The organism is Streptomyces sp. NPDC049597 (genome assembly GCF_040675505.1).
In the GTDB taxonomy this organism is placed as follows: Bacteria; Actinomycetota; Actinomycetes; order Streptomycetales; family Streptomycetaceae; genus Streptomyces.
The window spans coordinates 108,900-134,079 of the sequence record NZ_JBFAOY010000004.1; the positions used below are offsets into that span (position 1 = coordinate 108,900).

Genomic DNA, 25,180 nt, shown 5'->3' on the forward strand with positions numbered 1-25,180 from the left:
GCTCAGAACTTGAGCCCGGCTTCGCGGGCGGCGTCCGCCAGGGCGGCGATGCGCCCGGCGTACTGGTTGCCACCACGGTCGAACACGACAGCCTCGACACCGGCGGCCTTGGCACGCTCGGCGACCAGGGCGCCGACCTGCTTGGCCTGCGCGGACTTGTCGCCCTCGCCACCCCGGATGGAGGTGTCCAGGGTCGACGCCGACGCCAGGGTGTGACCCTTGATGTCGTCGATGACCTGGGCGACCATGTGGCGGTTCGAGCGCGTCACGACCAGGCGCGGACGCTCGGCCGTGCCCGAGACCTTCTTGCGGACGCGGATGTGGCGGCGCTTGATGGCAGCAGCCTTGTAGGCCTTGCCCTTGGCGATCTTCACACCGTATGCCATGGCTTACTTACCCGCCTTTCCGACCTTGCGGCGGATGACCTCGCCCGCGTACTTCACGCCCTTGGCCTTGTACGGGTCGGGCTTGCGCAGCTTGCGGATGTTCGCGGCGACCTCGCCGACCTTCTGCTTGTCGATGCCCTCGACCGAGAACTTGGTCGGCGACTCGACCTTGAAGGAGATCCCCTCGGGGGCCTCCACCAGGATCGGGTGGCTGTAGCCGAGCTGGAACTCCAGGTTGGAGCCCTTCGCGGCAACGCGGTAACCGACACCGCTGATCTCGAGCGCCTTGGTGTATCCCTGGGTCACACCGGTGATCATGTTCGCCACCAGCGTGCGGGACAGGCCGTGGAGGGCCTTGTTCTGACGCTCGTCGTTGGGGCGGGTGACGTTCAGAACGCCGTCCTCACCCTTGACGATCTCGATCGGCGCGGCGACGGTGTGCGTGAGGGTGCCCTTGGAACCCTTCACGGTGACCGTGCGGCCATCGATGGTGACGTCCACACCGGCGGGAACCTGGATGGGGAGCTTGCCGATTCGCGACATGAGCTTTTCCTCCGTTCCCGACTACCAGACGTAGGCGAGGACTTCCCCACCCACGCCCTTCTTCTGCGCCTGCTGGCCGGTCAGGAGACCGTGGGACGTGGAGATGATCGCCACGCCCAGGCCGCCGAGAACCTTCGGCAGGTTGGTGGACTTCGCGTAAACACGCAGACCCGGCTTCGAGATGCGCTTGATGCCGGCGATCGAACGCTCACGGTTCGGGCCGAACTTCAGCTCCAGGACGAGGTTCTTGCCGACCTCGGCGTCCTCGACCTTCCAGCCGGTGATGAAACCCTCCTGCTGGAGGATCTCCGCGATGTGCGACTTGATCTTGCTGTGCGGCATCGACACGGAGTCGTGGTATGCCGAGTTCGCGTTCCGCAGACGCGTAAGCATGTCTGCGATCGGATCAGTCATGGTCATGAATTGGCCTTCGGCCTCTCTCGCCGGGGTTTCCTGTATGCGCCATCCCTCTCCCCACACAGGGGCGGGACGGGTGCGGCGCGGGGACCTACGGCGTAGTAAGCGTTTATAGCGGACCTGGTCCGCGGGCGTACGGGCGGCGGACGCCCAACCCTCCCAGCCTAAGCCATGGAGGGAAGGGCCTCCGCCATACCCAGTGCTTACCGAGAGACTCCGGTCATCCCAACGAGGGGATTACCAGGAGCTCTTGGTCACGCCCGGCAGCTCGCCACGGTGAGCCATCTCACGAAGGCACACGCGGCACAGGCCGAACTTGCGGTACACGGAGTGCGGACGGCCGCAGCGCTGGCAGCGGGTGTACGCGCGCACACCGAACTTGGGCTTACGAGCAGCCTTGGCAATCAGAGCCTTCTTCGCCATCTCGCTCACGCCTCCTTGAACGGGAAGCCGAGGTGACGAAGGAGGGCGCGGCCCTCGTCGTCGTTGGTCGCCGTGGTGACCACGGTGATGTCCATACCCCGGACACGGTCGATCTTGTCCTGGTCGATCTCGTGGAACATGACCTGCTCCGTGAGACCGAAGGTGTAGTTGCCACGGCCGTCGAACTGCTTGGGGGACAGACCACGGAAGTCGCGGATGCGCGGGAGCGCGAGCGACAGGGTGCGGTCCAGGAACTCCCACATGCGGTCGCCACGGAGGGTGACGTGCGCACCGATCGGCTGACCCTCACGCAGCTTGAACTGCGCGATGGACTTGCGGGCCTTGGTGACGGCCGGCTTCTGACCGGTGATCGTGGTGAGGTCGCGGATGGCGCCCTCGATCAGCTTGGAGTCGCGGGCGGCGTCGCCCACACCCATGTTGACCACGATCTTGACGAGGCCGGGGACCTGCATGACGTTCTCGTACGAGAACTCCTCACGCAGCTTGCCCGCGATCTCCTCGCGGTACTTCGTCTTCAGACGCGGAGTGGTGGTGGTAGCCATCAGATGTCCTCACCCGTCCGCTTGGCAACGCGGATCTTGTTGCCCTCGTCGTCGAAGCGGTAACCGACGCGGGTCACGACCTTCTTGCCGTCCTTCTCCACGACGAGCTGAACGTTGCTCACGTGGATGGGGGCCTCGGTGGTGACGATGCCGCCGGTCTGCGAACCACGAGCGGTCTGGCCGGCCTTGGTGTGCTTCTTGACCCGGTTGACACCCTCGACCAGGACGCGGTCCTCGCGGGGGAAGGCCGCGATGACCTTGCCCTGCTTGCCCTTGTCCTTGCCGGTGATGACCTGAACCAGGTCGCCCTTCTTGATCTTCATGCTTACAGCACCTCCGGCGCGAGCGAGATGATCTTCATGAACTTCTTCTCGCGCAGCTCACGGCCCACGGGGCCGAAGATACGGGTGCCGCGAGGGTCGCCGTCGTTCTTCAGAATGACGGCGGCGTTCTCGTCGAAGCGGATGTACGAGCCGTCCTGGCGGCGGCGCTCCTTGACGGTGCGAACGATGACCGCCTTGACGACGTCACCCTTCTTCACGTTGCCACCGGGGATCGCATCCTTGACGGTGGCGACGATGACGTCACCGATGCCCGCGTAGCGGCGGCCCGAGCCACCGAGAACACGGATGCAAAGGATCTCCTTGGCACCAGTGTTGTCGGCGACGCGAAGCCGCGACTCCTGCTGGATCACGTCTATCTCCTGATTGTCTGCCGGTTCCCGGCGGGGGCGTCACAGCGGACGCCCCCGCCGAGCCTGGCGGAACGAACTCGAAGGGTTACCCCTTCAAGCGATTACTTGGCCTTCTCGAGGATCTCGACGACGCGCCAGCGCTTCGTCGCGGACAGCGGCCGGGTCTCCATGAGGAGGACACGGTCGCCGACGCCCGCGGCGTTCTGCTCGTCGTGCGCCTTGAGCTTGTTCGTACGGCGGATGACCTTGCCGTACAGCGCGTGCTTCACGCGGTCCTCGACGGCGACGACGACGGTCTTGTCCATCTTGTCGCTGACGACCAGACCCTCACGGGTCTTGCGGAATCCGCGCTCGGTCTTGTTCTCAGTCACGTTGCTCTCGCTCATCAGGCGCTCTCCACCGTCTCGATGCCCAGCTCACGCTCACGCATCAGGGTGTAGATCCGGGCGATGTCCTTGCGGACGGCCTTCAGCCGGCCGTGGTTCTCGAGCTGACCGGTCGCCGCCTGGAAGCGGAGGTTGAACAGCTCTTCCTTGGCCTCGCGAAGCTTGGCAACAAGCTCCTCGTTGCCCAGCTCGCGCAGCTCGGACGCCTTGGTTCCGGCCGACATCACGCCTCACCTGCCTCGCGCCGAACGATGCGGCACTTCATCGGAAGCTTGTGAGCAGCGCGGGTGAGCGCCTCACGAGCAATCTTCTCGTTCGGGTAGGACAGTTCGAACATCACCCGACCGGGCTTGACGTTCGCGATCCACCACTCCGGGGAACCCTTACCGGAACCCATGCGGGTCTCGGCAGGCTTCTTGGTCAGCGGGCGGTCCGGGTAGATGTTGATCCAGACCTTGCCGCCACGCTTGATGTGGCGGGTCATCGCGATACGAGCCGCCTCGATCTGGCGGTTGGTCACGTACGCCGGAGTGAGGGCCTGGATGCCGTACTCGCCGAACGCAACCTGCGTACCACCCTTGGACATACCGCTGCGCTTCGGGTGGTGCTGCTTGCGGTGCTTGACCCTACGGGGGATCAGCATTTCGGTCAGGCCTCCGTTCCGGTGCTCTCAGCCGGAGCGGCGGCAGCGGCCTCGGCCTTGGGGGCCTCGGCAGCAGCAGCCTGCTGCGGCTTGCGACCGCGACCGCCACGCTCGCCACCGCGGCCACCACGGGCCGGGCGGTCGGCGCCGCCACGGGCCGGGCGGTTGCCGGCGCGGGCAGCAGCGTTCTCGGCGCGGACCTCGGCGATGTTCTTGACGTCGCCCTTGTAGATCCAGACCTTCACGCCGATGCGGCCGAAGGTGGTCTTGGCCTCGAAGAAGCCGTACTCGACGTTCGCGCGGAGCGTGTGCAGGGGCACACGGCCCTCGCGGTAGAACTCCGAGCGGGACATCTCGGCGCCGCCGAGACGGCCGCCACACTGGATCTTGATGCCCTTGGCGCCCGCCTTCATGGCCGACTGCATGCTCTTGCGCATGGCACGGCGGAAGGAGACGCGGGAGGACAGCTGCTCGGCAACGGCCTGGGCCACGAGCTGAGCGTCGACCTCGGGGTTCTTGACCTCGAGGATGTTCAGCTGGACCTGCTTGCCCGTGAGCTTCTCGAGGTCGCCGCGGATGCGGTCGGCCTCGGCGCCACGACGGCCGATGACGATGCCGGGACGCGCGGTGTGGATGTCCACCCGCACACGGTCACGGGTGCGCTCGATCTCAACCTTCGAGATGCCGGCGCGCTCCATGCCGGACGTCATCATCCGACGGATGGCGACGTCTTCCTTGACGTAGTCCTTGTACAGCTTGTCGGCGTACCAGCGGGACTTGAAGTCCGTGGTGATACCGAGCCGGAACCCGTGCGGGTTTACCTTCTGGCCCATTACCGGGTTCCTTCCTTGCTGCTGACGACCACGGTGATGTGGCTGGTCCGCTTACGGATCCGGTAGGCACGGCCCTGAGCACGCGGACGGAACCGCTTCAGGGTCGGGCCCTCGTCCACGTACGCCTCGCTGATGAACAGCGAAGAGGCGTCCGTGTGGTCGTAGTTGTGCGCGGCGTTGGCAATGGCGCTGTCCAGCACCTTGCCGACCGGCACGCTCGCGGCCTGCGGGGCGAAACGCAGGACCGCCTGAGCCTCCGTGGCATCCATGCCACGGATGAGGTCCACCACGCGGCGGGCCTTCATGGGCGTGACGCGGATGTACCGCGCCTGGGCCCTGGCTTCCATGGTTGTCCCTTCGGTGTAAGTCATTAGTCGTTCCACCCCGCTTTAGCGGCGCTTCGACTTCCGGTCGTCCTTGACGTGGCCGCGGAAGGTGCGAGTCGGCGAGAACTCGCCGAGCTTGTGGCCGACCATGGACTCGGTGACGAACACCGGGACGTGGGTCTTGCCGTTGTGCACCGCGATCGTGTGGCCGAGCATGGCCGGGATGATCATCGAGCGACGGGACCAGGTCTTGATGACGTTCTTGGTGCCGGCTTCGTTCTGGGCGTCCACCTTCTTGATCAGGTGGTCGTCGACGAAGGGCCCCTTCTTGAGACTGCGCGGCATCTAAACCCGCTCCTAGCGCTTCTTGTTCGTCTTGCGGCGGCGGACGATGTACTTGTTCGAAGCCTTCTTCGGCGAACGAGTACGACCCTCCTTCTGACCCCACGGGGAGACCGGGTGGCGACCACCGGAGGTCTTGCCCTCACCACCACCGTGCGGGTGGTCAACCGGGTTCATCGCCACACCGCGAACGGTCGGGCGGACGCCCAGCCAGCGCTTGCGGCCGGCCTTGCCCCAGTTGATGTTCGACTGCTCGGCGTTGCCGACCTCGCCGATGGTGGCGCGGCAGCGGACGTCGACCAGGCGGATCTCGCCGGACGGCATACGCAGGTGGGCCATCTGGCCCTCCTTCGCCAGCAGCTGCACGGAGGCACCCGCGGAGCGGGCGAACTTCGCGCCGCCGCCGGGCCGCAGCTCGATGGCGTGGATGGTCGTACCGACCGGGATGTTGCGCAGCGCCAGGTTGTTGCCGGGCTTGATGTCGGCGGCCGGGCCGTTCTCGACACGGTCGCCCTGGTTCAGGCCACGCGGCGCGATGATGTAGCGCTTCTCGCCGTCTGCGTAGTGCAGCAGCGCGATGCGCGCGGTGCGGTTCGGGTCGTACTCGATGTGAGCGACCTTGGCCGGCACGCCGTCCTTGTCGTGACGACGGAAGTCGATCACGCGGTAGGCGCGCTTGTGGCCACCGCCCTGGTGACGGACGGTCACACGACCGGTGTTGTTACGGCCGCCCTTGCTGTGCAGGGGGCGGACCAGCGACTTCTCCGGCGTGGACCGCGTGATCTCGACGAAGTCGGCGACGCTGGAGCCACGACGGCCCGGAGTCGTCGGCTTGTACTTGCGGATACCCATTGTCTCTCAGTCCTCGGAAGCTATTCCGAAATCTGGACGACTCGACCTCCGTCAGGAGGTCGGGCCGCCGAAGATGTCGATACGGTCGCCCTCAGCAAGGGTCACGATGGCGCGCTTGGTGTTGGCGCGCTTGCCGAAACCGGTGCGGGTGCGCTTGCGCTTGCCCTGGCGGTTGATCGTGTTGACCCCGGTGACCTTGACCGAGAAGACCGCCTCGACGGCCTGCTTGATCTGGGTCTTGTTGGCACGCGGGTCGACGACGAACGTGTACTTGTTCTCGTCCAGCAGCGCGTAGCTCTTCTCCGAGACAACCGGCTTGACAAGAATGTCGCGCGGGTCCGTGAAGGTCTTGCTGGTGATCGTGGCCTCGGACATCAGGCCTCGCTCCCTTCGGTGTCGTTGGCGGCCTTGGGGCCGGACACGAAGGACTCGAAGGCGGCCTGGGTGAAGACCACGTCGTCGGAGACGAGCACGTCGTACGTGTTCAGCTGGCCCGGCTCCAGGATGTGGACCTGGGGCAGGTTGCGGGCGGACAGCCACGCGGCCTCGTCCGAGCGCTCGGCGACCAGGAGCAGGTTCTTGCGCTCCGAGATCTTGCCGAACAGGGACTTGGCGGCCTTCGTGGACGCCGCGCCGTCGACCACGCCGGAGACGACGTGGATGCGCGAGTGGCGAGCCCGGTCCGAGAGGGCACCGCGCAGGGCGGCGGCCTTCATCTTCTTCGGGGTCCGCTGCGAGTAGTCGCGCGGCACGGGGCCGTGGACGACGCCACCGCCGGCGAACTGCGGCGCACGGGTCGAACCCTGGCGGGCGCGGCCGGTGCCCTTCTGGCGGTAAGGCTTCTTGCCACCACCACGGACCTCGCCGCGGGTCTTGGTCTTGTGCGTGCCCTGGCGGGCAGCGGCCAGCTGCGCGACGACGACCTGGTGGATCAGCGGAACGCTGACCTTGGCGTCGAAGATCTCCGCGGGGAGCTCGACGGTCCCGGCCTTGTCGCCTGCCGGCGAAAGGATGTCAATGGTGCTCATCGGTTACCTCAGGCCCCCTTGGCCGCGGTACGGACCAGGACGAGGCCGCCGTTCGGACCAGGAACCGCGCCCTTGATGAGCAGCAGGCCCTTCTCCGCGTCAACGGCGTGAACGGTCAGGTTCTGGGTGGTGACCCGCTCGTTGCCCATACGGCCCGCCATGCGGAGGCCCTTGAACACACGGCCCGGGGTGGCGCAGCCACCGATGGAACCGGGAGAGCGGTGCTTGCGCTGGGTGCCGTGACCGGCGCCGAGGCCCTTGAAGTTGTGACGCTTCATGACACCGGCGAAGCCCTTGCCCTTGCTCTTGCCCGTGACGTCGACCTTGACGCCGGACTCGAACACCTCGGCGGTGATCTCCTGGCCGAGCGTGTACTCGCTGGCGTCGGAGGTACGGAGCTCCACCAGGTGGCGGCGCGGGGTCACGTCGGCCTTGGCGAAGTGGCCCTTGAGGGGCTTGTTCACCTTGCGCGGGTCGATCTCGCCGAAGGCGATCTGGACCGACTCGTAGCCGTCGATGTCGTTCGTGCGGACCTGGGTAACAACGCAGGGCCCGGCCTTGACGACGGTCACCGGGACGACACGGTTGTTCTCGTCCCAGACCTGGGTCATGCCGAGCTTCTCGCCCAGGACGCCCTTGATCTGCTTAGCCATCTCTTCCGCGCCTCTCAGAGCTTGATCTCGATGTCGACGCCGGCCGGAAGGTCCAGGCGCATCAGCGAGTCAACGGTCTTGGGCGTCGGGTCGAGGATGTCGATCAGGCGCTTGTGCGTGCGCATCTCGAAGTGCTCGCGCGAGTCCTTGTACTTGTGCGGCGACTTGATGACGCAGTACACGTTCTTCTCAGTGGGCAGCGGCACCGGGCCCGCGACCGACGCACCAGTGCGGGTCACCGTCTCGACGATCTTCTTCGCCGAGGAGTCGATGACCTCGTGGTCGTAGGCCTTGAGCCGGATGCGGATCTTCTGTCCCGCCATGGCTACTTCGTAGTCCTGTCTCTCGTAAACGCTCTGGAACCCGGTGGGACCTGCGCTCTTCGCCGACCCACGCGGTCGGGCGTGTCGCAGCCCCTCTACGAAGATCTCCCGAAGGATTTCCCAACCAAGGGGGTGCGGGCCCAGGGACCGCGAGCCGGGGGAAGAGCTCCCGCCGGGTGCCTGGCCGGTACCCCGCTGACGCTTCCCGGAAGATTCCCGTACGTCCGACCCGCGTGGGATCGACGAGTACTGTGGGACTCGCTTCCGGTCCTCCCGGCGGGAGGCGCGCAGCATCGGCACTCAACCGAGCAACCCGGACAGTCTGCCACACGCCCGGGGCCCTTGGCCAATCGAGCCGAAGAGATTACCCCGCGGGGATTGCGTGTCAAACCGCGGCACGCGGTTCGCCCTCCGGAAGCCGTTGGCAGGGGCCGCACGGCAGGGCTGCGCGCCCGCGCCTGCCGCTCCCTCCGGATCCCTCCGGCCCTGCGCCGCTCAGCCCGGTTCCGAGACGCGTGCGCTCCCAGCCGCCCAGAAGCCGAGCAGCACCAGGACCAGCGCCGCCGGTGCGGCCAGCACCACCGCGGGGTGCACCGACTGGTGCAGCAGCCAGGCCCCGGCCAGCGCGCCCGCGAACATCGCGCCGACCGAGACGGCGCGGCGGCCCTCGGCCCGGGCACCGGAGGAGGTCCGCGCGGCCGGCGTGAGGGGCAGACCACCGAACAGGCCGGCCATCGCCCGGGTCGCCAGCGTGGTGGGCATCTCCGGGACGTGCACCCGCAGCATCGTCACGTTGCGCACGCCCATGGCGCAGGCCACGAGGGCGATCACCGCGAAGTGCGGTGCCGCGAGGGGCACGCCCGCGGCGTCGACACCGGCACGCCACGCGACCAGCACCGCGAGACCCAGAAGCACCGCCTCCCCGCCGAGCGCGGCCACGAACCACCCGCGGCCCCGCGCGGCGGCGGCGGACTCGACCGCCGAGCCGGCGACGGCGCCCAGCGCGAAGCCGGCCAGCGAGACGGCGGGTGCCGCGGGCGACAACGCGCCCTCCCCCGCGACGGCGAACCCGAGGAAGAGCACGTTGCCGGTCTGCATCGCGGTGAATACCGGCCCCAGGGCGAGGAAGCTGACGGACTCGATCATGCCGGTGGCGAAGGCCAGCGCGACGAGGGTCGCGCTGAGGGCGGGCCCCGGTTCGGGTCTCATACCGGGACGATACGGTCACCAGGCGGAGGAAAACCCGTCGAAGCCCGTCCGGGCGCACACTTACAGTGACCGCGCAGCCGCTATCACGGGGGAACGGTCACATGCGTACGCACTATCCGCGGACACGACATCTGCCCTGGTCGCCAGGGGCGACAGGAGACGATCTGCGGGTCACCGACCTGCGCGGGCTGCTGGGGCGCGAGGTCGTCGTCACCGAGAAGCTCGACGGCGAGAACACCACCCTGTACCGCGACGGCCTGCACGCCCGGTCCCTCGACTCCGCCCACCACCCGTCCCGGGCCTGGGTCAAGGCGCTGCAGGGACGCATCGGACACGCCGTCCCCGAGGGCTGGCGTGTGTGCGGCGAGAACATGTACGCCCGGCACTCGATCGCGTACGACGACCTGGACGGCTACTTCTACGGCTTCTCCGTGTGGGACGCCGAGGGGCACTGCCTCGGCTGGGACCGGACCGTGGCGTTTCTGCGGGAGCTCGGCATTCCCGTGCCGCGCGTGCTGTGGCGGGGATTCCTGGACGAGACCGCCGCGCGGGCCGAGCGGGAGCTGCGCGCGCTCAGGCTCGACCTCACGCGGCAGGAGGGGTACGTCGTCCGGACCGCCGAGGGGTTCCCCGCCGAGGAGTTCGGGGTGCGCGTGGCCAAGTGGGTGCGCGCCGGTCATGTGCAGACGGATACGCACTGGATGCACGCGGCCGTCGTGGCGAACGGGCTCGGCCCGAACGCCGCGCTGTGGACGGTGCGTTCGGGCGCCCCCGCCGACGCGGCGGCGCTGACCGCCGCGCTCGGGGTGCCCGGCGGCGACGCGGCGGCCCTCGGCAGGCTGGAGGTCGCGGGCGCCACGGGCGACGCGAGGCTCTCGGGCGTCCTCGCCGCACTGCTGCACGGCAGCCGGCGGGCGTGGCTCGCGCCCAGGCTGGCCGCGGTGCTCGGGATGCCGCTCGCCCGGCGCGTGGCGGACCTCGTCGGGCTGGCCCCGGCACTGCACCGGCCCTATCCGGACGAGGAGCGACGAGCCGGTCTGGTGCGGATGTCGTACGCCGCCGACCTCGGCGTCCTGCACGCCGTCGCCCGGGCGACGGCCCCGGACGCCGAGGCACGCGAGCAGGTGGAGTGGTCGGCGCTGCACGCCGAGGACGCCGCACCGATCGCGGAGCCGGCCGAGCTCTTCGGTGACCTGGAGCCGGACGCCGCGGCCCGCTGCCGGGCCGAGGCACGGGAGGCGTACGCGCTCGGGCGGATCGGCACGGCCGAGGAGGCCGTCGCGGCCACCTGGCAGTGGCGCGCAGGCGACTTCCCGAGGCTCGTCCAGATGGTGGGACCCGCGGGCAGCGGCAAGAGCACGTTCGCACGGGGCCTCGCCGGGGTGGACGCGTACGTCTCGCTGGACGACCTGCGCGAGGCCCGCGGTTCACGCGCCGACCAGAAGGCCAACGCCGAGATCCTGCGCGCGGGGCTCGACCGGCTGGACGCCGCCCTGGCGGCCGGCGGCACCGCGGTGTGGGACGCGACCTCGCTCAACCAGCAGCAGCGCTCCCTGGTGCACGCGGTCGCCCGCCGCCGTGACGCCCTGATCACCCACGCCGTCGTCCTCGTCGACGAGGACGAGCTCGTCCGGCGCAACAGCGTGCGCGAGCACCCGGTTCCGCCTGCCGTCCTCGCCGCCCAGCTGCACCGCTTCGGCCCGCCGTACCCGGGCCAGGCGCACCGCACCTGGTACGTCGGGGCGAGCGGGACGATCGAGGAGGAGGTGTAGCCGTGCGTACCAGCGAGGAGATCTACCACCGGGTGCGCTGGGACGCGCGTTTCGACCCGGCCCGCTTCGTGCTCGGCGTCATGCAGCGCGGGGCCGCGCCGAAGCGGGTGCCGCTGCCCGCGTTCGTGCCCGGCGGCGACATCCCCTGGCACCGGGTCCTGTTCTTCGAGGCCGACGGCGAGGTGGTCTGGGACCGCACCTGCGGGCTGGACCGGATGGACGACACGGACGCCGGGCGGGTGCGCGAGGCACGCCGGCTGCGGGCGCCGTTCTTCACCGCCCGGACGCCGCACGTGTGGGACGGCGCCGACTGGGTGCCGACGCGCACCCCCAGGGGCACCGTGCCCGCGGGCCGCCTGCGCGTGCTGACCTGGAACACCTTGTGGGACCGCTACGACGCCGACCGCATCGACACCGCCCTGCGCAGGCCGTTGCTGCTGGCCGCCCTGCGCGAGGCCGACGCCGATGTCATCGCTCTCCAGGAGGTCGAGCCCCGGCTGCTGACGATGGTGCTCGGCGAGCCCTGGGTGCGCGAGGCGTACACGCTCGGCGCCGATCCGGGTGCGCGGGACGTCGACGAGTGCGGTCTGCTCCTGCTGAGCAGGCTGCCCGTACGGGAGGCAGGGCACCACGAGCTCGGCTCGCACAAGGCGGTGACGGCGCTCGTCGTGGAGACGGGCGCGGGGCCGGTCACGGTGGCCGCGACGCACCTGAGCAGCGACCACTCGGACGACGGCGCGGGGCGGCGTGACACCGAACTGGCGAGCATCGCCGAGGGGTTGGCCTCCCTGGACGGCGACGTCGTCCTGATGGGCGACTTCAACGACGGCACGGACGCACCGGCGGCGGCCCTCGGGATGCGCGACGCCTGGAGCGAGGTCCACGGCAGGGGCGACACGACGCCGACCTTCGACCCGGGCGTCAACCCGCTGGCCGCGGTGTCCTCGCTGACCGGACGGGCCTCCCGGCTGGACCGGGTGCTGCTGCGCGCGGAGGCGCTGCGGGTGCGGGAGGCCGCGCTGCACGGCGACACGCCCACGGAGGAGGGCCTGTACGTCTCCGACCACTACGGCGTACGGGCCGACCTGGCCCTCGGCCGGCACACGCCGGCGGACGTGCTCGCGTTGCGGCCGACTCCCCGCACGGCCGTGGCATGGCTCCCCCCACGGGAGCTGTGGCCGCCGATCCAGCACATCCGACGGGAGCACGACCGCCAGATCCGCCGCTGGCCGCCGCATGTCAACATCCTCTTCGGCTTCCTGCCCGAGTCCGATTTCGAGCGGGCGGCCCCGCTGCTCAGCGCCGCCGCGGCGGAGGTCGCGCCGTTCACCGCCCGGCCGGCGGGGGTGCACTGGTTCGGCCACCGGGAGGACGCCACCGTATGGCTCGATCCGGCGGCGGGCGACGAGGAGCCGTGGGCACAGCTGTACGAGGCGCTGGTGGAGCGCTTCCCCCTGTGCGCGGGGCGGCAGGGGCGGGCGCACGGTTTCACGCCGCACCTGTCCCTGGGGCGGACCCGCGACCCGCAGCGATTGGCCGCGCAGTGCGAGGCCCTGCTCGGCGGCGGCATGACGGCCCGCATCGGCGAGCTGGCACTGCTGTCGCGCCGGGGGGAGGAACCGATGCGCGTCCGGGCGACGGTGGCACTGGGGACGGGCGAGGTGCGGTGGGTGCCGGACGATCCCGTGGCGGACGCGTCGGCGCAGGACATGTCGGCGGCCGGGCGGGCGGCGGAGTGGGCGTTCACTCGCAGTACGTGGCCGCACGGCCGGGAGGCAGAAGGCGGATCGGCGGTGGACGGGTCGTCGTCCGGCGAGCCGCAGGACGCGGGCGCCATGGACGACATCGTGCGCCGCGTCCGTGAGGCGCTGGCCGACGGCGTGGTGCATGTCGTCGGCTCCCGTCGCATGGGCTGCGCCCTGCCCGGCGCGGACCTGGACCTGGTGGCGGCGCTGCCGGGCGAGGACCGGCTGGAGGACGTACGCGCCCGGCTGACGGCGGCGCTGCCCGAGGCGGCGGACGTGCGGGAGGTGGTCGGTGCGCGGGTCCCCGGTCTGCGCGCGGACGTCGGCGGCCCGACCGTGGATCTGGTCGTGGTTTCCACCGGCGCGGCCGACCCCGCCACCGCCGTCGAGAACCGTACGGAACTGGGCGCCGCGGCGGCGATCGCGCTCAGCGCCGTCAGCGACGCCGAGGCCGTCCTCGCGCTGGCCGGCGACCGCCGGGAGGCGTTCGCCCGGCTGGTACGCGAGGTCAAGGCGTGGGCCACGGCACGCGGCCTGGACTCGGCGCCGTTCGGCGGGCTTCCCGGGCTGGCGTGGTCCCTGCTGGCGGCCCGTACCGTCCGCGAGGCGGGGGACCTGCCGCCCGCCGAACTGCTGCGCCACTTCTTCGCGACGTGGGCGGCCTGGGACTGGCGCGAACCGGTGGTGGCACCCGGGGTGGGCGCGCCGGACCTGCCCGTGGGCGCACCCCGTGCCGGCGCGCCGGAGCTGCCCGTGGTGATCATGACTCCCTCCGCGCCCGTACGCCCGTGCAGCGATCAGGTCACGCCGGGCATGCGCGACCTGCTCACCCAGGAGCTGTTCCGCGCCTGGGAGCTGCTGGAGACGGGGCCCGCCGGTCTGCTCTCCGCGCCTCCGCTGCACCGCCGGCACGCGGCGTGGGCGGTCGTGACCGTCCCGCCGGGTCCGGCCGAGGGCCGGGTCCGGGGCCGTATGCGCGCGCTGCTCAGCGAGCTCTGCGAGGTGTCCCCCGACGTCCACGCCTGGCCCCGCCCGTTCGGCCGGGACCCGGTCCGCCTCGCGATCGGACTGGGCGCGGCCCCGCCGGACCGGGACGTGCTCGACCGGATCGCGGACCGGTGGCTGCGGGGGCTCACCGGCGTGACGCTGACGCGCGCCGAGGGCGGGGACGTGCCCACGCTGCGCTGACCGCCGAGCAGCGGCGAAGAGCACACACGTTCCCAGGCAACCCGGCTCCCGTCACCGCCGTCTTGCTGATCGCGGAGGGGGCTGACCAGCCCGTCCGCGCCTGGGGAGATCACAGTACGCAGACGGGGGCACGGCAGGGCCCGTCCGCTGCGGGGGGAAGCGGACGGAGCATCACCGGTGAACGACAGAGCTGTCCGCGCGCTGCCCACAGCCGCGCGCGAGAACCGTCAGGACGCCGTCCGGCGACCGGCACCGCGCCGCCGCAGTGTCGTCGCCGCCGTCACCGCGCTCGCCGCCCTCGTCGGCACGGGCGCGCTCGGCGCGTGTTCCGTTCCCGCCCCTCGGCGCCAGGGGCCGGTGGCCGATCCGGCGCCCGGCATTCCGATAGCCGGCTCCCGGCGCGCGCAGCTGATGCAGATCCTGGCCCACCCGGACGACGACCTGTACTTCATGAACCCGGACACGCAGCAGATGCTGGACGCCGGGGTCCCGCTGGTCTCGGTGTACGTCACCGCGGGCGAGGCGGACGGCAAGAACCACATCCCGGGGAAATGGGACGTCGCGTCCGACAAGAGCGCCTACTCGTCGGCCCGCCACCAGGGCCTTCGCCAGGCGTACGCCGAGCTGCTCGGCCTCGACAGGTTCACGCAGTGGCAGAAGGGCGTCGCCACCCTGCGCGGCGACCGGCGCGCCGAGATCAACACCCTGTCGAACGGCGCCCGCCGGGTCGAGCTGATCTTCCTCAACCTCGCCATGCACACGGCCCGCGGCGACCGGAAGGGCCTGCCGAGCCTGTGGCGGGACCGGGCGCTCGGCCTCGCGACCGTCGTCGCCGACAACTCCCCCCTCCGCAAGGCGGACTCGTACGACTACGACCAGCTCGTCGACGTCCTCGTCGGGCTGATGGAGCGCTACCGGCCGACCGTCGTGCAGACCCTGGACCCGGACCCCGACATCCAGCACAGCGACGAGGCGACCCGCAGGAAGGACAGCGAGCAGCGCGGCTACTCCGACCACGCCGACCACACCGCGGTGGCGTCGTTCAGCTGGGCGGCCATGGTCCGCTGGGTGGCCGAGGCGACGCAGGACGGAGGCGAGGTGCCCGCCTTCGTGGCCACCTCCTTCCGCGGCTACTACAACCGGCACTGGCCGAAGAACCTCCCCGCCGCCGTGCTGGGCCGCAAGGCGGCCCACCTCGTCCCGTACGGCGGTCACGCCGACTGGGACTGCGGCAACGCGGCCGGCTGCGGCGACTACAACGTCGGCGGCAGGCGCCCCCTCAAGAACAAGAAGGGCTGGGTCCGCTCGACCCATCACCGCTACCCCGGCCCCCGTACCGCCCTCGCCACCGAACCGGACGGGCGGCTGTGCGCGTACGGGGTACTGGGGCTGCGGGCCGTCCGCTGGCGTGAGACCGAGCCCGGCAGCGGCCGCTGGGGAGAGCCGGACGACCTCGGCGGCGGCCCGCTCGCGCCGGCGATGGGCGCCACCGCGCTGGCGGACGGCAGGCAGTTGCTGTTCGGACTGCGGTTCGCGGCCGTCGGCGGGCACGGCGGTGACAACGCCCGCGAGATCGTGCTGCTGGAGCAGCGCTCAGCGGGCGGCCCGTTCCTCGCCTGGCGCGGTCTCGGGAATCCTGAGCACGACGACGACCGCGGCCGGCGCATCGGTGTGCCGGTGGCCGTCACGGCACCGGACGGCCGGGTGCACCTGTTCGTGCGCAACGCGGACAAGGGCGTCAGCGGCCGGGTCCGGCAGGCCGACGGGAGCTGGAGCGGCTGGCAGGACCTCGGGGGCGGCGAGATCCAGGACGGGCTGACCACGGCGGTCGACGGTGAGGGCCGCGTCCACCTCTTCGCCGCGGGGCACGACACCGTGCACCACTGGACGCAGGAGGCGCCCGGCGACGCCGTGGTCCACCGCCCCGGCGGCGCGCTGCCGGTCGCCGTCGGCTCCCCGGCCGCCCTGACCGCCGCCGACGGATCCCTCCAGCTGCTGTACCGGCAGGAGCGGCCCTACAGGCGAGCGACGCCGACGGACTCCCGTGGCACCGCGGCCGCCGGGCTGATCTGCGTACGCCCCGACGGCAAGCGCCTGCCGGCGGTCCGCTTCGAGGGATACGGGCCCGTCCGCGCGGCCACCGGCACGGGCGGCGCCGTCCTGCTCGGCAGGGACCTGCGGGGGCGGATCCAACTGCGTTTCGCGGGCCGCCTGCTGACCCGGACGACAGGGGCGCAGGGCATCGACACGCCCACGCTGCACCTGGGCGCCGACGGCGCCGCGACCGCCGTCGGAATGGGCGCGGACGCGCACCCGTGGACGTGGTCCCCGCGTCCACGCGCCGAGGGCTGAGTGCGCTGCGGTCGCGTCAGAAGGGCGTCCGCGCCCGGAGCCTGCGCAGCATCCGGGCGTCCTCGAAACCCACCTCGCGCGCCGCGCTCTCCACCGTCGCCCCGTGACTGACGAGGTGCTCGGCCCGTTCCACCCGCAGCGTCTGCTGATACCGCAGGGGGGTCAGGCCTCCCGTGGCTCGGGCGAACAGCCGGGTCAGGGTGCGCTCGCTGACTCCGGCCGAGGCGGCGAGGCGGGCCAGCGGCAGGGGTTCGGCGAAGCGCGCGTCGATGAGGTCCTGCACACGGTGGACGGTGTCGTCCACATGGGAACGGTGCCGCAGCATGGCGCTGGCCTGCGGCTCGTGCCCGTTGCGGCGGGCGTAGACCACCATCTCGCGCGCGACCCGCGCGGCGAGCGCCGGTCCGTGCCGGCCCGCGAGCAGGTGCAGCGCCAGGTCGATCCCGCTGGCGATGCCGGCCGATGTCACCACCCGGTCGTCTGCGGTGAACAGCACGTCCCTGACGACGACCGCCCGCGGGTGGCGTGCCGCCAGCTCGTCCTGGAGCCCGTGGTGCGTGGTGCACCGGCGCCCGTCGAGCAGCCCCGCGAGCCCCAGCGCCTCCGCCCCCGCGCACACGCTGGCGACGCTGCCGCCGGCGGCATGGTGGGCGCGCAGCCGTTCCAGCAGGGTCGGCCCGGGGAGCGGGCCGCCGCGCAGCGTCGGCGCCCGCCAGCCAGGCACCACGATCAGGTCGTCGGGCCCCAGCTCGGGCCAGCGGGTCCGTGCGGCGAGCGGCAGCCCCTGGGCGCTGGGCACCTGCTCCTGCTCGGCCACGTAGGAGAGCCGGTAGGGCTGCCCGAAGTCCGCCGCCGTGCCGAAGACCTGGGCGGGGCCGGCCAGGTCGAGCAGGTGGACGCCGGGCACGAGGACGAAGACGACCTGGGTCACGCCCCGGATGCTCCCAGCTCCGCCGCCAGTTCGGCCACCGTGGCGATGCGGGCGAACCGGTCGCGCAGGACCGCCTCCGTGCGCTCGATGATCGCCTCGGCGCTGAGGTCGCCGATCGGGTTCGTCGTGGTGGCGTCGGTGACGAAGACCATCCGGTAGCCGAGGTCGCTGCCCACGCGGGTGGTCGTCTCCACGCACTGTTCCGTACGGATGCCGCACGCCCACAGCTCGCCCACGCCGGCGGCGGTCAGCAGCTGCTGCAGGTTGGTCGTCGTGAAGGCGTTGTGCGAGGTCTTGCGCAGGACCGGTTCGCCCTCCGCCGGCCGCTCCAGCTCGTCCAGCAGCCGTACGTGCCCGAGGGCCGGGTCGAAAGCGCCGCCGCTGCCGGGCTCCTCGTGCAGCACCCAGACGACGAGGTCCCCGGCCGAACGGGCCAGGCGGACCAGCCTGTTCACCGGCTCGGCGATCTTCGGATCGGCGATCTGCTCCCACAGCGGACGGGCCCGGAAGGACTCCTGGACATCGATGACTATCAGCGCTCGTCTCATGGCACCCATTCTGACCAGGCACGACCCTTCACCGGCAGGCCCGATCCGGGCCGGTGGCGGAACGATCCGGTCAACGACCGGCCGCCGCCCAAGGACATCCCGCTGCCCCGGGATCCGCCCCGGACATGACGAAGGGCCCCGCACCGACTGGTGCGGGGCCCTTCTTGCAGCTCAGCGAGCTACCAGGTCAAACCACCGGGATCACTTGGTGATCTTGGTGACCTGGCCGGCGCCGACGGTCCGGCCACCCTCACGGATGGCGAACTTCAGGCCCTCTTCCATGGCGACCGGCTGGATCAGCTGGACGGACATCTGGGTGTTGTCACCCGGCATGACCATCTCGGTGCCCTCGGGGAGGGTCACAACACCGGTCACGTCAGTCGTACGGAAGTAGAACTGCGGACGGTAGTTGTTGAAGAACGGCGTGTGGCGGCCACCCTCGTCCTTGGACAGGATGTAGGCCTGGGCCTCGAACTCGGTGTGCGGCGTGACCGAACCGGGCTTGATGATGACCTGGCCGCGCTCGACGTCCTCGCGCTTGATGCCACGGAGGAGCAGACCGACGTTCTCACCGGCCTGGCCCTCGTCGAGCAGCTTGCGGAACATCTCGATGCCGGTGACCGTGGTGGTGGTCTTCTCCGGCTTGATGCCGACGATGTCGACGGTCTCGTTGACCTTGAGGACACCACGCTCGATACGGCCGGTGACGACGGTGCCACGACCGGTGATCGTGAAGACGTCCTCGATCGGCATCAGGAACGGCTTGTCGACGTCACGCTCGGGCTGCGGGATCGCCTCGTCGACGGCGGCCATCAGGTTCAGGACCGACTGGCCCCACTCCTTGTCGCCCTCGAGAGCCTTGAGCGCCGAGACCTTGACGACCGGCAGGTCGTCGCCCGGGAACTCGTACTCGGAGAGGAGCTCACGCACCTCGAGCTCGACGAGCTCCAGGATCTCCTCGTCGTCCACCATGTCGGCCTTGTTCAGGGCGACGACGATGTACGGAACGCCGACCTGGCGGGCCAGGAGCACGTGCTCCTTGGTCTGCGGCATCGGGCCGTCGGTGGCGGCGACCACGAGGATGGCGCCGTCCATCTGGGCAGCACCGGTGATCATGTTCTTGATGTAGTCCGCGTGACCGGGGCAGTCGACGTGGGCGTAGTGACGCGACTCGGTCTGGTACTCGACGTGCGCGATGGAGATGGTGATACCGCGCTGGCGCTCCTCAGGAGCCTTGTCGATCTGGTCGAAGGCCGAGGCCTCGTTCAGGTCCGGGTACGCGTCGTGCAGCACCTTGGTAATGGCGGCCGTGAGGGTCGTCTTACCGTGGTCGATGTGACCGATGGTGCCGATGTTGACGTGCGGCTTAGTCCGCTCGAACTTCGCCTTCGCCACTGGGGTCCTCCTGTGGAGTGGTTCTGTACGCCTTACTCATCGGCGCCAGGTGATCTTTGCTGGGAAGCCGGCCGCCGGGGGTTCGACCCTGAAGGTCTCGGGGCGAACCCCCGGCGGACGGTGTCAAGCCTAAAGCGTGAACTCGGGTGAGTTACTCGCCCTTGGCCTTCGCGATGATCTCCTCGGCGACGTTCCGGGGAACCTCGGCGTAGGAGTCGAACTGCATCGAGTAGCTTGCGCGACCCGAGGTCTTGCTGCGGAGGTCTCCGACGTAGCCGAACATCTCCGAGAGAGGCACCAGACCCTTGACGATCCGGGCACCCATCCGCTCCTCCATGGCCTGGATCTGACCACGGCGGGAGTTGATGTCGCCGATGACCTCACCCATGTAGTCCTCGGGCGTGGTGACCTCGACGGCCATCATCGGCTCGAGCAGCACGGGGCTGGCCTTGCGCGCGGCCTCCTTGAAGGCCTGCGAACCGGCGATCTTGAACGCGAGTTCGGAGGAGTCGACCTCGTGGTAGGCGCCGTCGATGAGCGTGACGCGAACGCCCGTCATCTCGTAGCCGGCCAGGATGCCGAACTGCATGGCCTCCTGCGCGCCCGCGTCCACCGAGGGGATGTACTCCTTGGGGATGCGGCCACCGGTGACCTTGTTCACGAACTCGTACGAGGCGTCGCCGCCCTCGATGGGCTCGATCGCGATCTGCACCTTGGCGAACTGACCGGTACCACCGGTCTGCTTCTTGTGGGTGTAGTCCACGCGCTCGACCGACTTGCGGATCGTCTCGCGGTACGCGACCTGCGGCTTGCCGACGTTGGCCTCGACCTTGAACTCACGGCGCATACGGTCGACCAGCACCTCGAGGTGCAGCTCGCCCATACCACCGATGATGGTCTGGCCGGTCTCCTCGTCCGAGTGGACCTGGAAGGAGGGGTCCTCCTCCGCGAGACGCTGGATGGCCACACCCAGCTTCTCCTGGTCACCCTTGGACTTGGGCTCGATGGCGACCTGGATGACCGGCGCCGGGAAGTCCATGGACTCCAGGATCACCGGGTTCTTCTCGTCGCACAGCGTCTCACCGGTGGTGGTCTGCTTCAGGCCCATGACGGCGACGATGTCGCCGGCGCCCACCGACTCGATCTCCTCACGCTTGTTCGCGTGCATGCGGTAGATCTTGCCGATGCGCTCCTTCTTGCCCTTCACGGAGTTCAGCACCGCGGTGCCGGAGTCCAGGCGACCGGAGTAGATCCGGACGAAGGTGAGCTTGCCGAGGTGCGGGTCGCTCGCGATCTTGAACGCGAGGGCCGACAGCGGCTCGTCGTCGGACGGCTTGCGCTTGACGACCTGCTCCGGGTCCTTCACGTCGTGGCCCTCGATGGCCTCGACGTCCAGGGGGGAGGGGAGGTAGCGCACGACCGCGTCGAGCAGGGGCTGGACGCCCTTGTTCTTGAACGCGGTGCCGCAGAACACCGGGGTGACGGTGGTGTCCTTGGAGACGCCGGACGCGATGGTGATACGACGGATCGCGGTGTACAGCTGCTCCTCGGTGGGCTCCTTGCCCTCCAGGTACAGCTCCATGATCTCTTCGTCGTTCTCGGCGACGGTCTCCAGCAGCGTGCCGCGCCACTCCTCGGCGGCCTCGGCGTGCGTGGAGGGGATGTCGACGACGTCGTACATCTCGCCCTTGGTGGCCTCGGCGGACCACACGAGGGCCTTCATGCGAACGAGGTCGATGACGCCCTTGAAGTCGGCCTCGGCACCGATCGGGAGCTGCATGACGATCGGGGTCGCGCCGAGGCGGTCCTTGATCATGTCAACACAGCGGTGGAACTCGGCACCGGTGCGGTCGAGCTTGTTGACGAAGCAGATGCGCGGAACGCCGTAGCGGTCCGCCTGACGCCAGACGGTCTCGGACTGCGGCTCAACACCGGCGACACCGTCGAACACCGTGACGGCACCGTCGAGCACGCGGAGCGAACGCTCCACCTCGACCGTGAAGTCGACGTGACCCGGGGTGTCGATGATGTTGATCGTGTGATCGACGTTGTCGAGCGGCCAGTGGCAGGTCGTCGCGGCGGACGTGATGGTGATGCCGCGCTCCTGCTCCTGCTCCATCCAGTCCATCGTGGCAGCGCCGTCGTGGACCTCACCGATCTTGTAGCTCACACCGGTGTAGAACAGGATGCGCTCGGTGGTCGTCGTCTTGCCCGCGTCGATGTGGGCCATGATCCCGATGTTGCGGACCTTGGCCAGGTCAAGCGAAGTGGTGGCCATATGGCTCAGTCTTCTCTCGGTCTCGATGTGGGTAGCGACTACCAGCGGTAGTGCGCGAAGGCCTTGTTGGACTCGGCCATCTTGTGCGTGTCCTCACGCTTCTTGACCGAAGCGCCGAGGCCGTTGGAGGCGTCGAGCAGTTCGTTCATGAGGCGCTCGGTCATGGTCTTCTCGCGACGGGCGCGGGAGTAACCGACCAGCCAGCGCAGCGCCAGCGTGGAGGCGCGGCCGGGCTTGACCTCGACCGGCACCTGGTAGGTGGCGCCACCGACACGACGGGACTTGACCTCGAGCGCCGGCTTGACGTTCTCGAGGGCGCGCTTCAGCGTGATGACCGGGTCGTTGCCGGTCTTCTCGCGGAGGCCTTCCATGGCGCCGTAGACGATGCGCTCAGCGGTGGAACGCTTGCCGTTGAGCAGGATCTTGTTGATCAGCGAGGTCACCAGAGGAGAACCGTAAACCGGGTCGATGATGACCGGGCGCTTCGGGGCGGGGCCCTTACGAGGCATTCTTACTTCTCCTTCTTGGCGCCGTAGCGGCTGCGGGCCTGCTTGCGGTTCTTGACACCCTGGGTGTCGAGGGAACCGCGGATGATCTTGTAGCGAACACCCGGCAGGTCCTTCACACGGCCACCACGCACGAGCACGATGGAGTGCTCCTGCAGGTTGTGTCCCTCACCCGGGATGTAGGCCGTGACCTCGATGCCGGAGGTCAGACGCACACGCGCGACCTTCCGCAGGGCCGAGTTCGGCTTCTTCGGGGTGGTCGTGAACACACGCGTGCAGACGCCGCGACGCTGAGGAGAACCCTCGAGTGCGGGCGTCTTGTTCTTCTCGACCTTGTCCTGCCGGCCCTTGCGGACCAGCTGCTGGATCGTAGGCACTACTTCTCCGGTTTCTGTGTGCCGTCAGTGAAGCTAACCTGGAACGTCGCCGACCCACGCGGTCGGGTGTGTCGAATGCTGCGGACCTCTGCCGCGAGCGGAAAAGGCGCAGATTGCGGTGGCCGGTAATCTGACTCGCCATGCGGTTGAGGACACGCACACGAGCCCAGGCACACCCCAGGCACAAGGTCTGAGCGTACCTATCGCATGGACTCCGGTCAAAACAAATGCCCGCGCGCACGAGGGCCCGGCCGACGTGGGAGAACGTATCCGGAACGGGTCGGTGCGCGGGCCGGCACGAAGAGCCCGCGGGGCCGCCCGGGCACCCGCCTTCCGGCAGACCCGGGGGCGCCGGCACGAGCCCGGGTGGCGCGTGAGGTCAGTCCCGGACGGCGCGGCGCGGGTCGCCGGCGGTTCGCGGCTCGGTTCCCTCCTCGCCGGGCTCCAGGAACTGGTTGACGACCTTCACGAACACACTCATCCGCTCGTCGGGGACGCCGAGCCAGCGGGCGAAGTCCTCCATGGTGGGCTGCCAGTCGCCGGGCGGCAGCAGGTCGGCCGCCAGGGGCAGCTCATCGGGGGTGACCCGGCCCGACCGGATCAGCATGTCGCGGACGGAGACCCCGAGAAGGGGGGCGATCCGGCGCATGGTCTCCAGGTCGGGCATGCTCTGCCGCTGCAGCAGCCGCGTCACGGCGGCTCGGTGCACACCGGCCTCGTCCGCGATCCGCGACTTGCCTCCGCCGCGCGGACTGTCGATGTCGTAGCCGCGCTCTCTCATCAGGCTTTCCACCCAGCCTGCGAATTCGTCCAGCCCACGAGTGGTCATGTACCGCTCCTCACTCCTCCAGGCACCCCACTCTAGCGTGCTTGCGCGCGCGGAATTACGTGCTTTCGGGCGCGCAACCGTGTCGAACCGGTGAAGGTGCCTCCACATTTTTGTTGCGCGCTCGCACGCAACATGCAACGCTGGCTCGCCGCCGACCGCATCGGCCTCCTGAGCCCCAGGGACCTCACAGGCCCCTCGGGCACCCATGGGCCCCGGAGACTGGAGAACCACCTTGCACCTGTCCGACTCCCCCTCCTGGCAGGCCGCTGCCGCGTGCGCCGGTCTCTCCCCGGCCGTCGTCTTCGCCCGCCGCGTCCCCCAGGCGGCCCCGGCGCTGCGCGCTTGCGAGGTCTGCCCCGTGCGCCGCGAGTGCGCGCAGACGGTCGCACCGGCGGAGAGCTACTTCGACGGCGTCTGCGCGGGCCGCCTGTGGCGCAACGGCCGCCCCGTGGTCCCGCGGGGCCGACGCCGTACGTCCGCGCCGACGACGGCCGGCGCTGTCCCCGCCGGCACCGTGCGCACCGGGGGTACCCGTGGCTGAGACCACCGGCGGGTCCGTCGACCGCGTCGTGCGGGACATCGCGCTCTGGACCGCCTCCCTGGTACGGCAGTTCCCCGAGCTCTCCGACGAGCTGGCGCCCGGCCGCCGCTCCCCCGCCCGGACCGCGCCCGCCGCCCCGCACCCCGGGCACGACGAACTGATCCGCGAGGAACGGCGCGAGGCGCTGCTCCTCCAGCAACGGCACGGACTCTCCGTGCCGGGGCACGGCGCCGCCCCGATCCGGCTGCACATTTCCGACGCCATCCGGGACGTCACCGACGGCGTGGTGGAACTGGAGGAGGCCGTCCGCGCCCGCCTCGGCCTGCCGCGGCCGCGCCGGGCCGGAGTGATCGAGCGGCTGCGCCGGATCGTCGGACTGCTCGACGCCGTCGCCGAACACCCCGTCCTCGCCCGGCACGTACGGGACGAGATCCGGCGGATGGCACGCCGGTGCGCACGGACCCTGGGCGACGCGGAGACGATCGTGCGGGTGTCGGGGCGCTGCCCCTGGTGCGACTCGGTCTCGCTGCGGGCGTTCCCGGACCGGCGGGCGGTGCTGTGTGTCAACCCGGCGTGCGTGTGCGCGGACGAGGCATGCGGCTGCCAGGACGACCCCGCGTACCGGCACCTGTGGCCGGAGGACCGGTGGGGGGAACTGGCGGACGCCTCGGGGACCCGTACCGAGGAGATCGAAGCGGCGATGGACGACACGAAGGAGACCCGATGCTGAGCTCGCCCACCCTGCCGGCGCTGCCCGCGCTGATCCCCGGCCCCCTCGCGGCGGAGGAGGCGGGAGTGGCCGCGGCGACGATCCGCAAATGGGTCCAGCTGGGCCATCTGCGGGCCGCGGGAAAGGCGGGCCGGGCCCAGCTCTTCCGCCTGGAGGACGTCTTCGCGGCGGAACGGGCGGCCCGTCGCCGTACGGGTACCGCCTGACCGTCCGCAGAACGAACATCGAACGTGCTCGACGAAGCGCCCCGTGTCTCATCGCGAGACACGGGGCGCTTCGTCATGCGGTGAGACGTGAGCGGGCCGGGGACGCAGAGGGCGCACGGGAAGAGCTCGTCGACGAAGTGGACGGACCCGGCCGCGGTGAG

At 70.1% G+C, this 25,180-nt stretch carries 32 protein-coding genes; 6 read left to right on the forward strand and 26 right to left on the reverse strand.

All coding sequences use genetic code 11. From position 1 onward, the window contains the following. Nucleotides 1-2 precede the first annotated feature (2 nt). The 19 genes from rplR to AB0K02_RS07280 all read right to left on the reverse strand — a co-directional run bounded on the left by rplR (nucleotide 3) and on the right by AB0K02_RS07280 (nucleotide 9,621). Nucleotides 3-386, reverse strand: coding sequence for a 50S ribosomal protein L18 (rplR, locus tag AB0K02_RS07190; RefSeq protein WP_177148623.1), 384 nt, complete (start codon nucleotides 384-386; stop codon nucleotides 3-5). 3 nt (nucleotides 387-389) lie between these two features. After that, a complete protein-coding gene (gene rplF / locus AB0K02_RS07195; protein ID WP_365991346.1) occupies nucleotides 390-929 on the reverse strand; it encodes a 50S ribosomal protein L6 in 540 nt (179 codons plus the stop codon). Between the two features lie 21 nt (nucleotides 930-950). After that, the gene (rpsH, locus tag AB0K02_RS07200; RefSeq protein WP_019888762.1) at nucleotides 951-1,349 is read right to left on the reverse strand and encodes a 30S ribosomal protein S8; all 399 of its coding nucleotides are present in this window, start codon (nucleotides 1,347-1,349) and stop codon (nucleotides 951-953) included. A gap of 234 nt (nucleotides 1,350-1,583) precedes the next feature. Then, on the reverse strand, nucleotides 1,584-1,769 hold the full coding sequence (locus AB0K02_RS07205; RefSeq protein ID WP_003956452.1) for a type Z 30S ribosomal protein S14: 186 nt from the start codon (nucleotides 1,767-1,769) through the stop codon (nucleotides 1,584-1,586). A 5-nt stretch (nucleotides 1,770-1,774) separates the two neighbouring features. Further along, nucleotides 1,775-2,332: a 50S ribosomal protein L5 gene (gene rplE, locus AB0K02_RS07210; RefSeq protein ID WP_019888759.1), complete on the reverse strand. Its 558-nt coding sequence runs from the start codon at nucleotides 2,330-2,332 to the stop codon at nucleotides 1,775-1,777. Continuing rightward, the gene (rplX, locus tag AB0K02_RS07215; protein WP_073753485.1) at nucleotides 2,332-2,655 is read right to left on the reverse strand and encodes a 50S ribosomal protein L24; all 324 of its coding nucleotides are present in this window, start codon (nucleotides 2,653-2,655) and stop codon (nucleotides 2,332-2,334) included. Before rplX ends, rplE begins: the two co-directional genes overlap by 1 nt. Nucleotides 2,656-2,657: 2 nt before the next feature. Next, nucleotides 2,658-3,026 carry a 50S ribosomal protein L14 gene (rplN, locus tag AB0K02_RS07220; RefSeq protein WP_003956455.1) on the reverse strand — a complete coding sequence of 123 codons (369 nt, stop codon included), beginning with the start codon at nucleotides 3,024-3,026 and terminating at the stop codon, nucleotides 2,658-2,660. A 101-nt stretch (nucleotides 3,027-3,127) separates the two neighbouring features. Further along, nucleotides 3,128-3,412, reverse strand: a complete 285-nt coding sequence (rpsQ, locus tag AB0K02_RS07225) for a 30S ribosomal protein S17 (RefSeq protein WP_093656384.1) — start codon at nucleotides 3,410-3,412, stop codon at nucleotides 3,128-3,130. Continuing rightward, complete coding sequence (gene rpmC, locus AB0K02_RS07230) at nucleotides 3,412-3,636, reverse strand: 50S ribosomal protein L29 (protein ID WP_017949657.1); 225 nt, start codon at nucleotides 3,634-3,636, stop codon at nucleotides 3,412-3,414. The genes rpsQ and rpmC overlap by 1 nt, the downstream gene beginning before the upstream one ends. Next, on the reverse strand, nucleotides 3,636-4,055 hold the full coding sequence (rplP, locus tag AB0K02_RS07235; RefSeq protein WP_072485538.1) for a 50S ribosomal protein L16: 420 nt from the start codon (nucleotides 4,053-4,055) through the stop codon (nucleotides 3,636-3,638). The genes rpmC and rplP overlap by 1 nt, the downstream gene beginning before the upstream one ends. A gap of 5 nt (nucleotides 4,056-4,060) precedes the next feature. Beyond that, nucleotides 4,061-4,888 (reverse strand): 30S ribosomal protein S3, encoded by an 828-nt coding sequence (gene rpsC, locus AB0K02_RS07240; RefSeq protein WP_177148620.1) that lies wholly within the window; start codon nucleotides 4,886-4,888, stop codon nucleotides 4,061-4,063. Then, nucleotides 4,888-5,235 carry a 50S ribosomal protein L22 gene (gene rplV, locus AB0K02_RS07245; RefSeq protein ID WP_009327087.1) on the reverse strand — a complete coding sequence of 116 codons (348 nt, stop codon included), beginning with the start codon at nucleotides 5,233-5,235 and terminating at the stop codon, nucleotides 4,888-4,890. The genes rpsC and rplV overlap by 1 nt, the downstream gene beginning before the upstream one ends. A gap of 42 nt (nucleotides 5,236-5,277) precedes the next feature. Continuing rightward, nucleotides 5,278-5,559, reverse strand: a complete 282-nt coding sequence (rpsS, locus tag AB0K02_RS07250; RefSeq protein ID WP_166628878.1) for a 30S ribosomal protein S19 — start codon at nucleotides 5,557-5,559, stop codon at nucleotides 5,278-5,280. A gap of 12 nt (nucleotides 5,560-5,571) precedes the next feature. Beyond that, nucleotides 5,572-6,408 (reverse strand): 50S ribosomal protein L2, encoded by an 837-nt coding sequence (gene rplB / locus AB0K02_RS07255; protein WP_177148618.1) that lies wholly within the window; start codon nucleotides 6,406-6,408, stop codon nucleotides 5,572-5,574. A gap of 51 nt (nucleotides 6,409-6,459) precedes the next feature. Further along, entirely contained in the window at nucleotides 6,460-6,783 is a 324-nt protein-coding gene (rplW, locus tag AB0K02_RS07260; protein ID WP_365991347.1) for a 50S ribosomal protein L23, read from the reverse strand. Next, the gene (gene rplD / locus AB0K02_RS07265; protein ID WP_365991348.1) at nucleotides 6,783-7,436 is read right to left on the reverse strand and encodes a 50S ribosomal protein L4; all 654 of its coding nucleotides are present in this window, start codon (nucleotides 7,434-7,436) and stop codon (nucleotides 6,783-6,785) included. Before rplD ends, rplW begins: the two co-directional genes overlap by 1 nt. 8 nt (nucleotides 7,437-7,444) lie before the next feature. Continuing rightward, complete coding sequence (gene rplC, locus AB0K02_RS07270; protein WP_365991349.1) at nucleotides 7,445-8,089, reverse strand: 50S ribosomal protein L3; 645 nt, start codon at nucleotides 8,087-8,089, stop codon at nucleotides 7,445-7,447. A gap of 14 nt (nucleotides 8,090-8,103) precedes the next feature. After that, complete coding sequence (rpsJ, locus tag AB0K02_RS07275) at nucleotides 8,104-8,412, reverse strand: 30S ribosomal protein S10 (protein WP_003948644.1); 309 nt, start codon at nucleotides 8,410-8,412, stop codon at nucleotides 8,104-8,106. A 495-nt stretch (nucleotides 8,413-8,907) separates the two neighbouring features. Next, nucleotides 8,908-9,621 (reverse strand): YoaK family protein, encoded by a 714-nt coding sequence (locus tag AB0K02_RS07280; RefSeq protein ID WP_365991350.1) that lies wholly within the window; start codon nucleotides 9,619-9,621, stop codon nucleotides 8,908-8,910. Nucleotides 9,622-9,722: 101 nt separating this feature from the next. Between AB0K02_RS07280 and AB0K02_RS07285 the strand changes: the two genes are divergently transcribed. The 3 genes from AB0K02_RS07285 to AB0K02_RS07295 all read left to right on the forward strand — a co-directional run bounded on the left by AB0K02_RS07285 (nucleotide 9,723) and on the right by AB0K02_RS07295 (nucleotide 16,678). Further along, a complete protein-coding gene (locus tag AB0K02_RS07285) occupies nucleotides 9,723-11,393 on the forward strand; it encodes an RNA ligase family protein (protein WP_365991351.1) in 1,671 nt (556 codons plus the stop codon). Between the two features lie 2 nt (nucleotides 11,394-11,395). Next, nucleotides 11,396-14,326, forward strand: a complete 2,931-nt coding sequence (locus AB0K02_RS07290) for a poly(A) polymerase (protein WP_365991352.1) — start codon at nucleotides 11,396-11,398, stop codon at nucleotides 14,324-14,326. A gap of 357 nt (nucleotides 14,327-14,683) precedes the next feature. Further along, the gene (locus AB0K02_RS07295; RefSeq protein WP_365991507.1) at nucleotides 14,684-16,678 is read left to right on the forward strand and encodes a PIG-L family deacetylase; all 1,995 of its coding nucleotides are present in this window, start codon (nucleotides 14,684-14,686) and stop codon (nucleotides 16,676-16,678) included. Nucleotides 16,679-16,694: 16 nt separating this feature from the next. On the opposite strand, the gene AB0K02_RS07300 is transcribed toward AB0K02_RS07295, so the two are convergent. The 7 genes from AB0K02_RS07300 to AB0K02_RS07330 all read right to left on the reverse strand — a co-directional run bounded on the left by AB0K02_RS07300 (nucleotide 16,695) and on the right by AB0K02_RS07330 (nucleotide 23,542). Then, on the reverse strand, nucleotides 16,695-17,609 hold the full coding sequence (locus AB0K02_RS07300) for a DJ-1/PfpI family protein (protein WP_365991353.1): 915 nt from the start codon (nucleotides 17,607-17,609) through the stop codon (nucleotides 16,695-16,697). Beyond that, nucleotides 17,606-18,157: an isochorismatase family protein gene (locus AB0K02_RS07305; RefSeq protein ID WP_365991354.1), complete on the reverse strand. Its 552-nt coding sequence runs from the start codon at nucleotides 18,155-18,157 to the stop codon at nucleotides 17,606-17,608. Before AB0K02_RS07305 ends, AB0K02_RS07300 begins: the two co-directional genes overlap by 4 nt. Nucleotides 18,158-18,358: 201 nt before the next feature. Further along, nucleotides 18,359-19,552, reverse strand: a complete 1,194-nt coding sequence (gene tuf / locus AB0K02_RS07310; RefSeq protein ID WP_365991355.1) for an elongation factor Tu — start codon at nucleotides 19,550-19,552, stop codon at nucleotides 18,359-18,361. Nucleotides 19,553-19,703: 151 nt separating this feature from the next. Next, a complete protein-coding gene (gene fusA / locus AB0K02_RS07315) occupies nucleotides 19,704-21,830 on the reverse strand; it encodes an elongation factor G (protein ID WP_365991356.1) in 2,127 nt (708 codons plus the stop codon). 38 nt (nucleotides 21,831-21,868) lie between these two features. After that, nucleotides 21,869-22,339: a 30S ribosomal protein S7 gene (gene rpsG, locus AB0K02_RS07320; protein WP_100108597.1), complete on the reverse strand. Its 471-nt coding sequence runs from the start codon at nucleotides 22,337-22,339 to the stop codon at nucleotides 21,869-21,871. A 2-nt stretch (nucleotides 22,340-22,341) separates the two neighbouring features. Further along, nucleotides 22,342-22,713, reverse strand: coding sequence for a 30S ribosomal protein S12 (gene rpsL, locus AB0K02_RS07325; RefSeq protein ID WP_003948652.1), 372 nt, complete (start codon nucleotides 22,711-22,713; stop codon nucleotides 22,342-22,344). 379 nt (nucleotides 22,714-23,092) lie between these two features. Beyond that, complete coding sequence (locus tag AB0K02_RS07330; protein WP_365991357.1) at nucleotides 23,093-23,542, reverse strand: helix-turn-helix transcriptional regulator; 450 nt, start codon at nucleotides 23,540-23,542, stop codon at nucleotides 23,093-23,095. Nucleotides 23,543-23,774: 232 nt separating this feature from the next. Between AB0K02_RS07330 and AB0K02_RS07335 the strand changes: the two genes are divergently transcribed. The 3 genes from AB0K02_RS07335 to AB0K02_RS07345 are packed head-to-tail and all read left to right on the forward strand — an operon-like array spanning nucleotide 23,775 to nucleotide 25,019. Beyond that, nucleotides 23,775-24,083, forward strand: coding sequence for a WhiB family transcriptional regulator (locus AB0K02_RS07335; protein WP_365991358.1), 309 nt, complete (start codon nucleotides 23,775-23,777; stop codon nucleotides 24,081-24,083). Continuing rightward, nucleotides 24,076-24,813, forward strand: coding sequence for a hypothetical protein (locus AB0K02_RS07340; RefSeq protein WP_365991359.1), 738 nt, complete (start codon nucleotides 24,076-24,078; stop codon nucleotides 24,811-24,813). Before AB0K02_RS07335 ends, AB0K02_RS07340 begins: the two co-directional genes overlap by 8 nt. Continuing rightward, nucleotides 24,807-25,019 (forward strand): hypothetical protein, encoded by a 213-nt coding sequence (locus tag AB0K02_RS07345; protein ID WP_365991360.1) that lies wholly within the window; start codon nucleotides 24,807-24,809, stop codon nucleotides 25,017-25,019. The genes AB0K02_RS07340 and AB0K02_RS07345 overlap by 7 nt, the downstream gene beginning before the upstream one ends. The last annotated feature ends 161 nt before the right edge of the window (nucleotides 25,020-25,180 follow it).

What these genes read in the sequence shown, in the direction of transcription:
- rplR (WP_177148623.1), bottom strand. Translation starts at nt 386, where the DNA reads ATGGCATACGGTGTGAAGATCGCCAAGGGCAAGGCCTACAAGGCTGCT.
- rplF (WP_365991346.1), bottom strand. Translation starts at nt 929, where the DNA reads ATGTCGCGAATCGGCAAGCTCCCCATCCAGGTTCCCGCCGGTGTGGAC.
- rpsH (WP_019888762.1), bottom strand. Translation starts at nt 1,349, where the DNA reads ATGACCATGACTGATCCGATCGCAGACATGCTTACGCGTCTGCGGAAC.
- AB0K02_RS07205 (WP_003956452.1), bottom strand. Translation starts at nt 1,769, where the DNA reads ATGGCGAAGAAGGCTCTGATTGCCAAGGCTGCTCGTAAGCCCAAGTTC.
- rplE (WP_019888759.1), bottom strand. Translation starts at nt 2,332, where the DNA reads ATGGCTACCACCACCACTCCGCGTCTGAAGACGAAGTACCGCGAGGAG.
- rplX (WP_073753485.1), bottom strand. Translation starts at nt 2,655, where the DNA reads ATGAAGATCAAGAAGGGCGACCTGGTTCAGGTCATCACCGGCAAGGAC.
- rpsQ (WP_093656384.1), bottom strand. Translation starts at nt 3,412, where the DNA reads ATGAGCGAGAGCAACGTGACTGAGAACAAGACCGAGCGCGGATTCCGC.
- rpmC (WP_017949657.1), bottom strand. Translation starts at nt 3,636, where the DNA reads ATGTCGGCCGGAACCAAGGCGTCCGAGCTGCGCGAGCTGGGCAACGAG.
- rplP (WP_072485538.1), bottom strand. Translation starts at nt 4,055, where the DNA reads ATGCTGATCCCCCGTAGGGTCAAGCACCGCAAGCAGCACCACCCGAAG.
- rpsC (WP_177148620.1), bottom strand. Translation starts at nt 4,888, where the DNA reads ATGGGCCAGAAGGTAAACCCGCACGGGTTCCGGCTCGGTATCACCACG.
- rplV (WP_009327087.1), bottom strand. Translation starts at nt 5,235, where the DNA reads ATGGAAGCCAGGGCCCAGGCGCGGTACATCCGCGTCACGCCCATGAAG.
- rpsS (WP_166628878.1), bottom strand. Translation starts at nt 5,559, where the DNA reads ATGCCGCGCAGTCTCAAGAAGGGGCCCTTCGTCGACGACCACCTGATC.
- rplB (WP_177148618.1), bottom strand. Translation starts at nt 6,408, where the DNA reads ATGGGTATCCGCAAGTACAAGCCGACGACTCCGGGCCGTCGTGGCTCC.
- rplW (WP_365991347.1), bottom strand. Translation starts at nt 6,783, where the DNA reads ATGTCCGAGGCCACGATCACCAGCAAGACCTTCACGGACCCGCGCGAC.
- rplD (WP_365991348.1), bottom strand. Translation starts at nt 7,436, where the DNA reads ATGAGCACCATTGACATCCTTTCGCCGGCAGGCGACAAGGCCGGGACC.
- rplC (WP_365991349.1), bottom strand. Translation starts at nt 8,089, where the DNA reads ATGGCTAAGCAGATCAAGGGCGTCCTGGGCGAGAAGCTCGGCATGACC.
- rpsJ (WP_003948644.1), bottom strand. Translation starts at nt 8,412, where the DNA reads ATGGCGGGACAGAAGATCCGCATCCGGCTCAAGGCCTACGACCACGAG.
- AB0K02_RS07280 (WP_365991350.1), bottom strand. Translation starts at nt 9,621, where the DNA reads ATGAGACCCGAACCGGGGCCCGCCCTCAGCGCGACCCTCGTCGCGCTG.
- AB0K02_RS07285 (WP_365991351.1), top strand. Translation starts at nt 9,723, where the DNA reads ATGCGTACGCACTATCCGCGGACACGACATCTGCCCTGGTCGCCAGGG.
- AB0K02_RS07305 (WP_365991354.1), bottom strand. Translation starts at nt 18,157, where the DNA reads ATGAGACGAGCGCTGATAGTCATCGATGTCCAGGAGTCCTTCCGGGCC.
- fusA (WP_365991356.1), bottom strand. Translation starts at nt 21,830, where the DNA reads ATGGCCACCACTTCGCTTGACCTGGCCAAGGTCCGCAACATCGGGATC.
- rpsG (WP_100108597.1), bottom strand. Translation starts at nt 22,339, where the DNA reads ATGCCTCGTAAGGGCCCCGCCCCGAAGCGCCCGGTCATCATCGACCCG.
- AB0K02_RS07330 (WP_365991357.1), bottom strand. Translation starts at nt 23,542, where the DNA reads ATGACCACTCGTGGGCTGGACGAATTCGCAGGCTGGGTGGAAAGCCTG.
- AB0K02_RS07345 (WP_365991360.1), top strand. Translation starts at nt 24,807, where the DNA reads ATGCTGAGCTCGCCCACCCTGCCGGCGCTGCCCGCGCTGATCCCCGGC.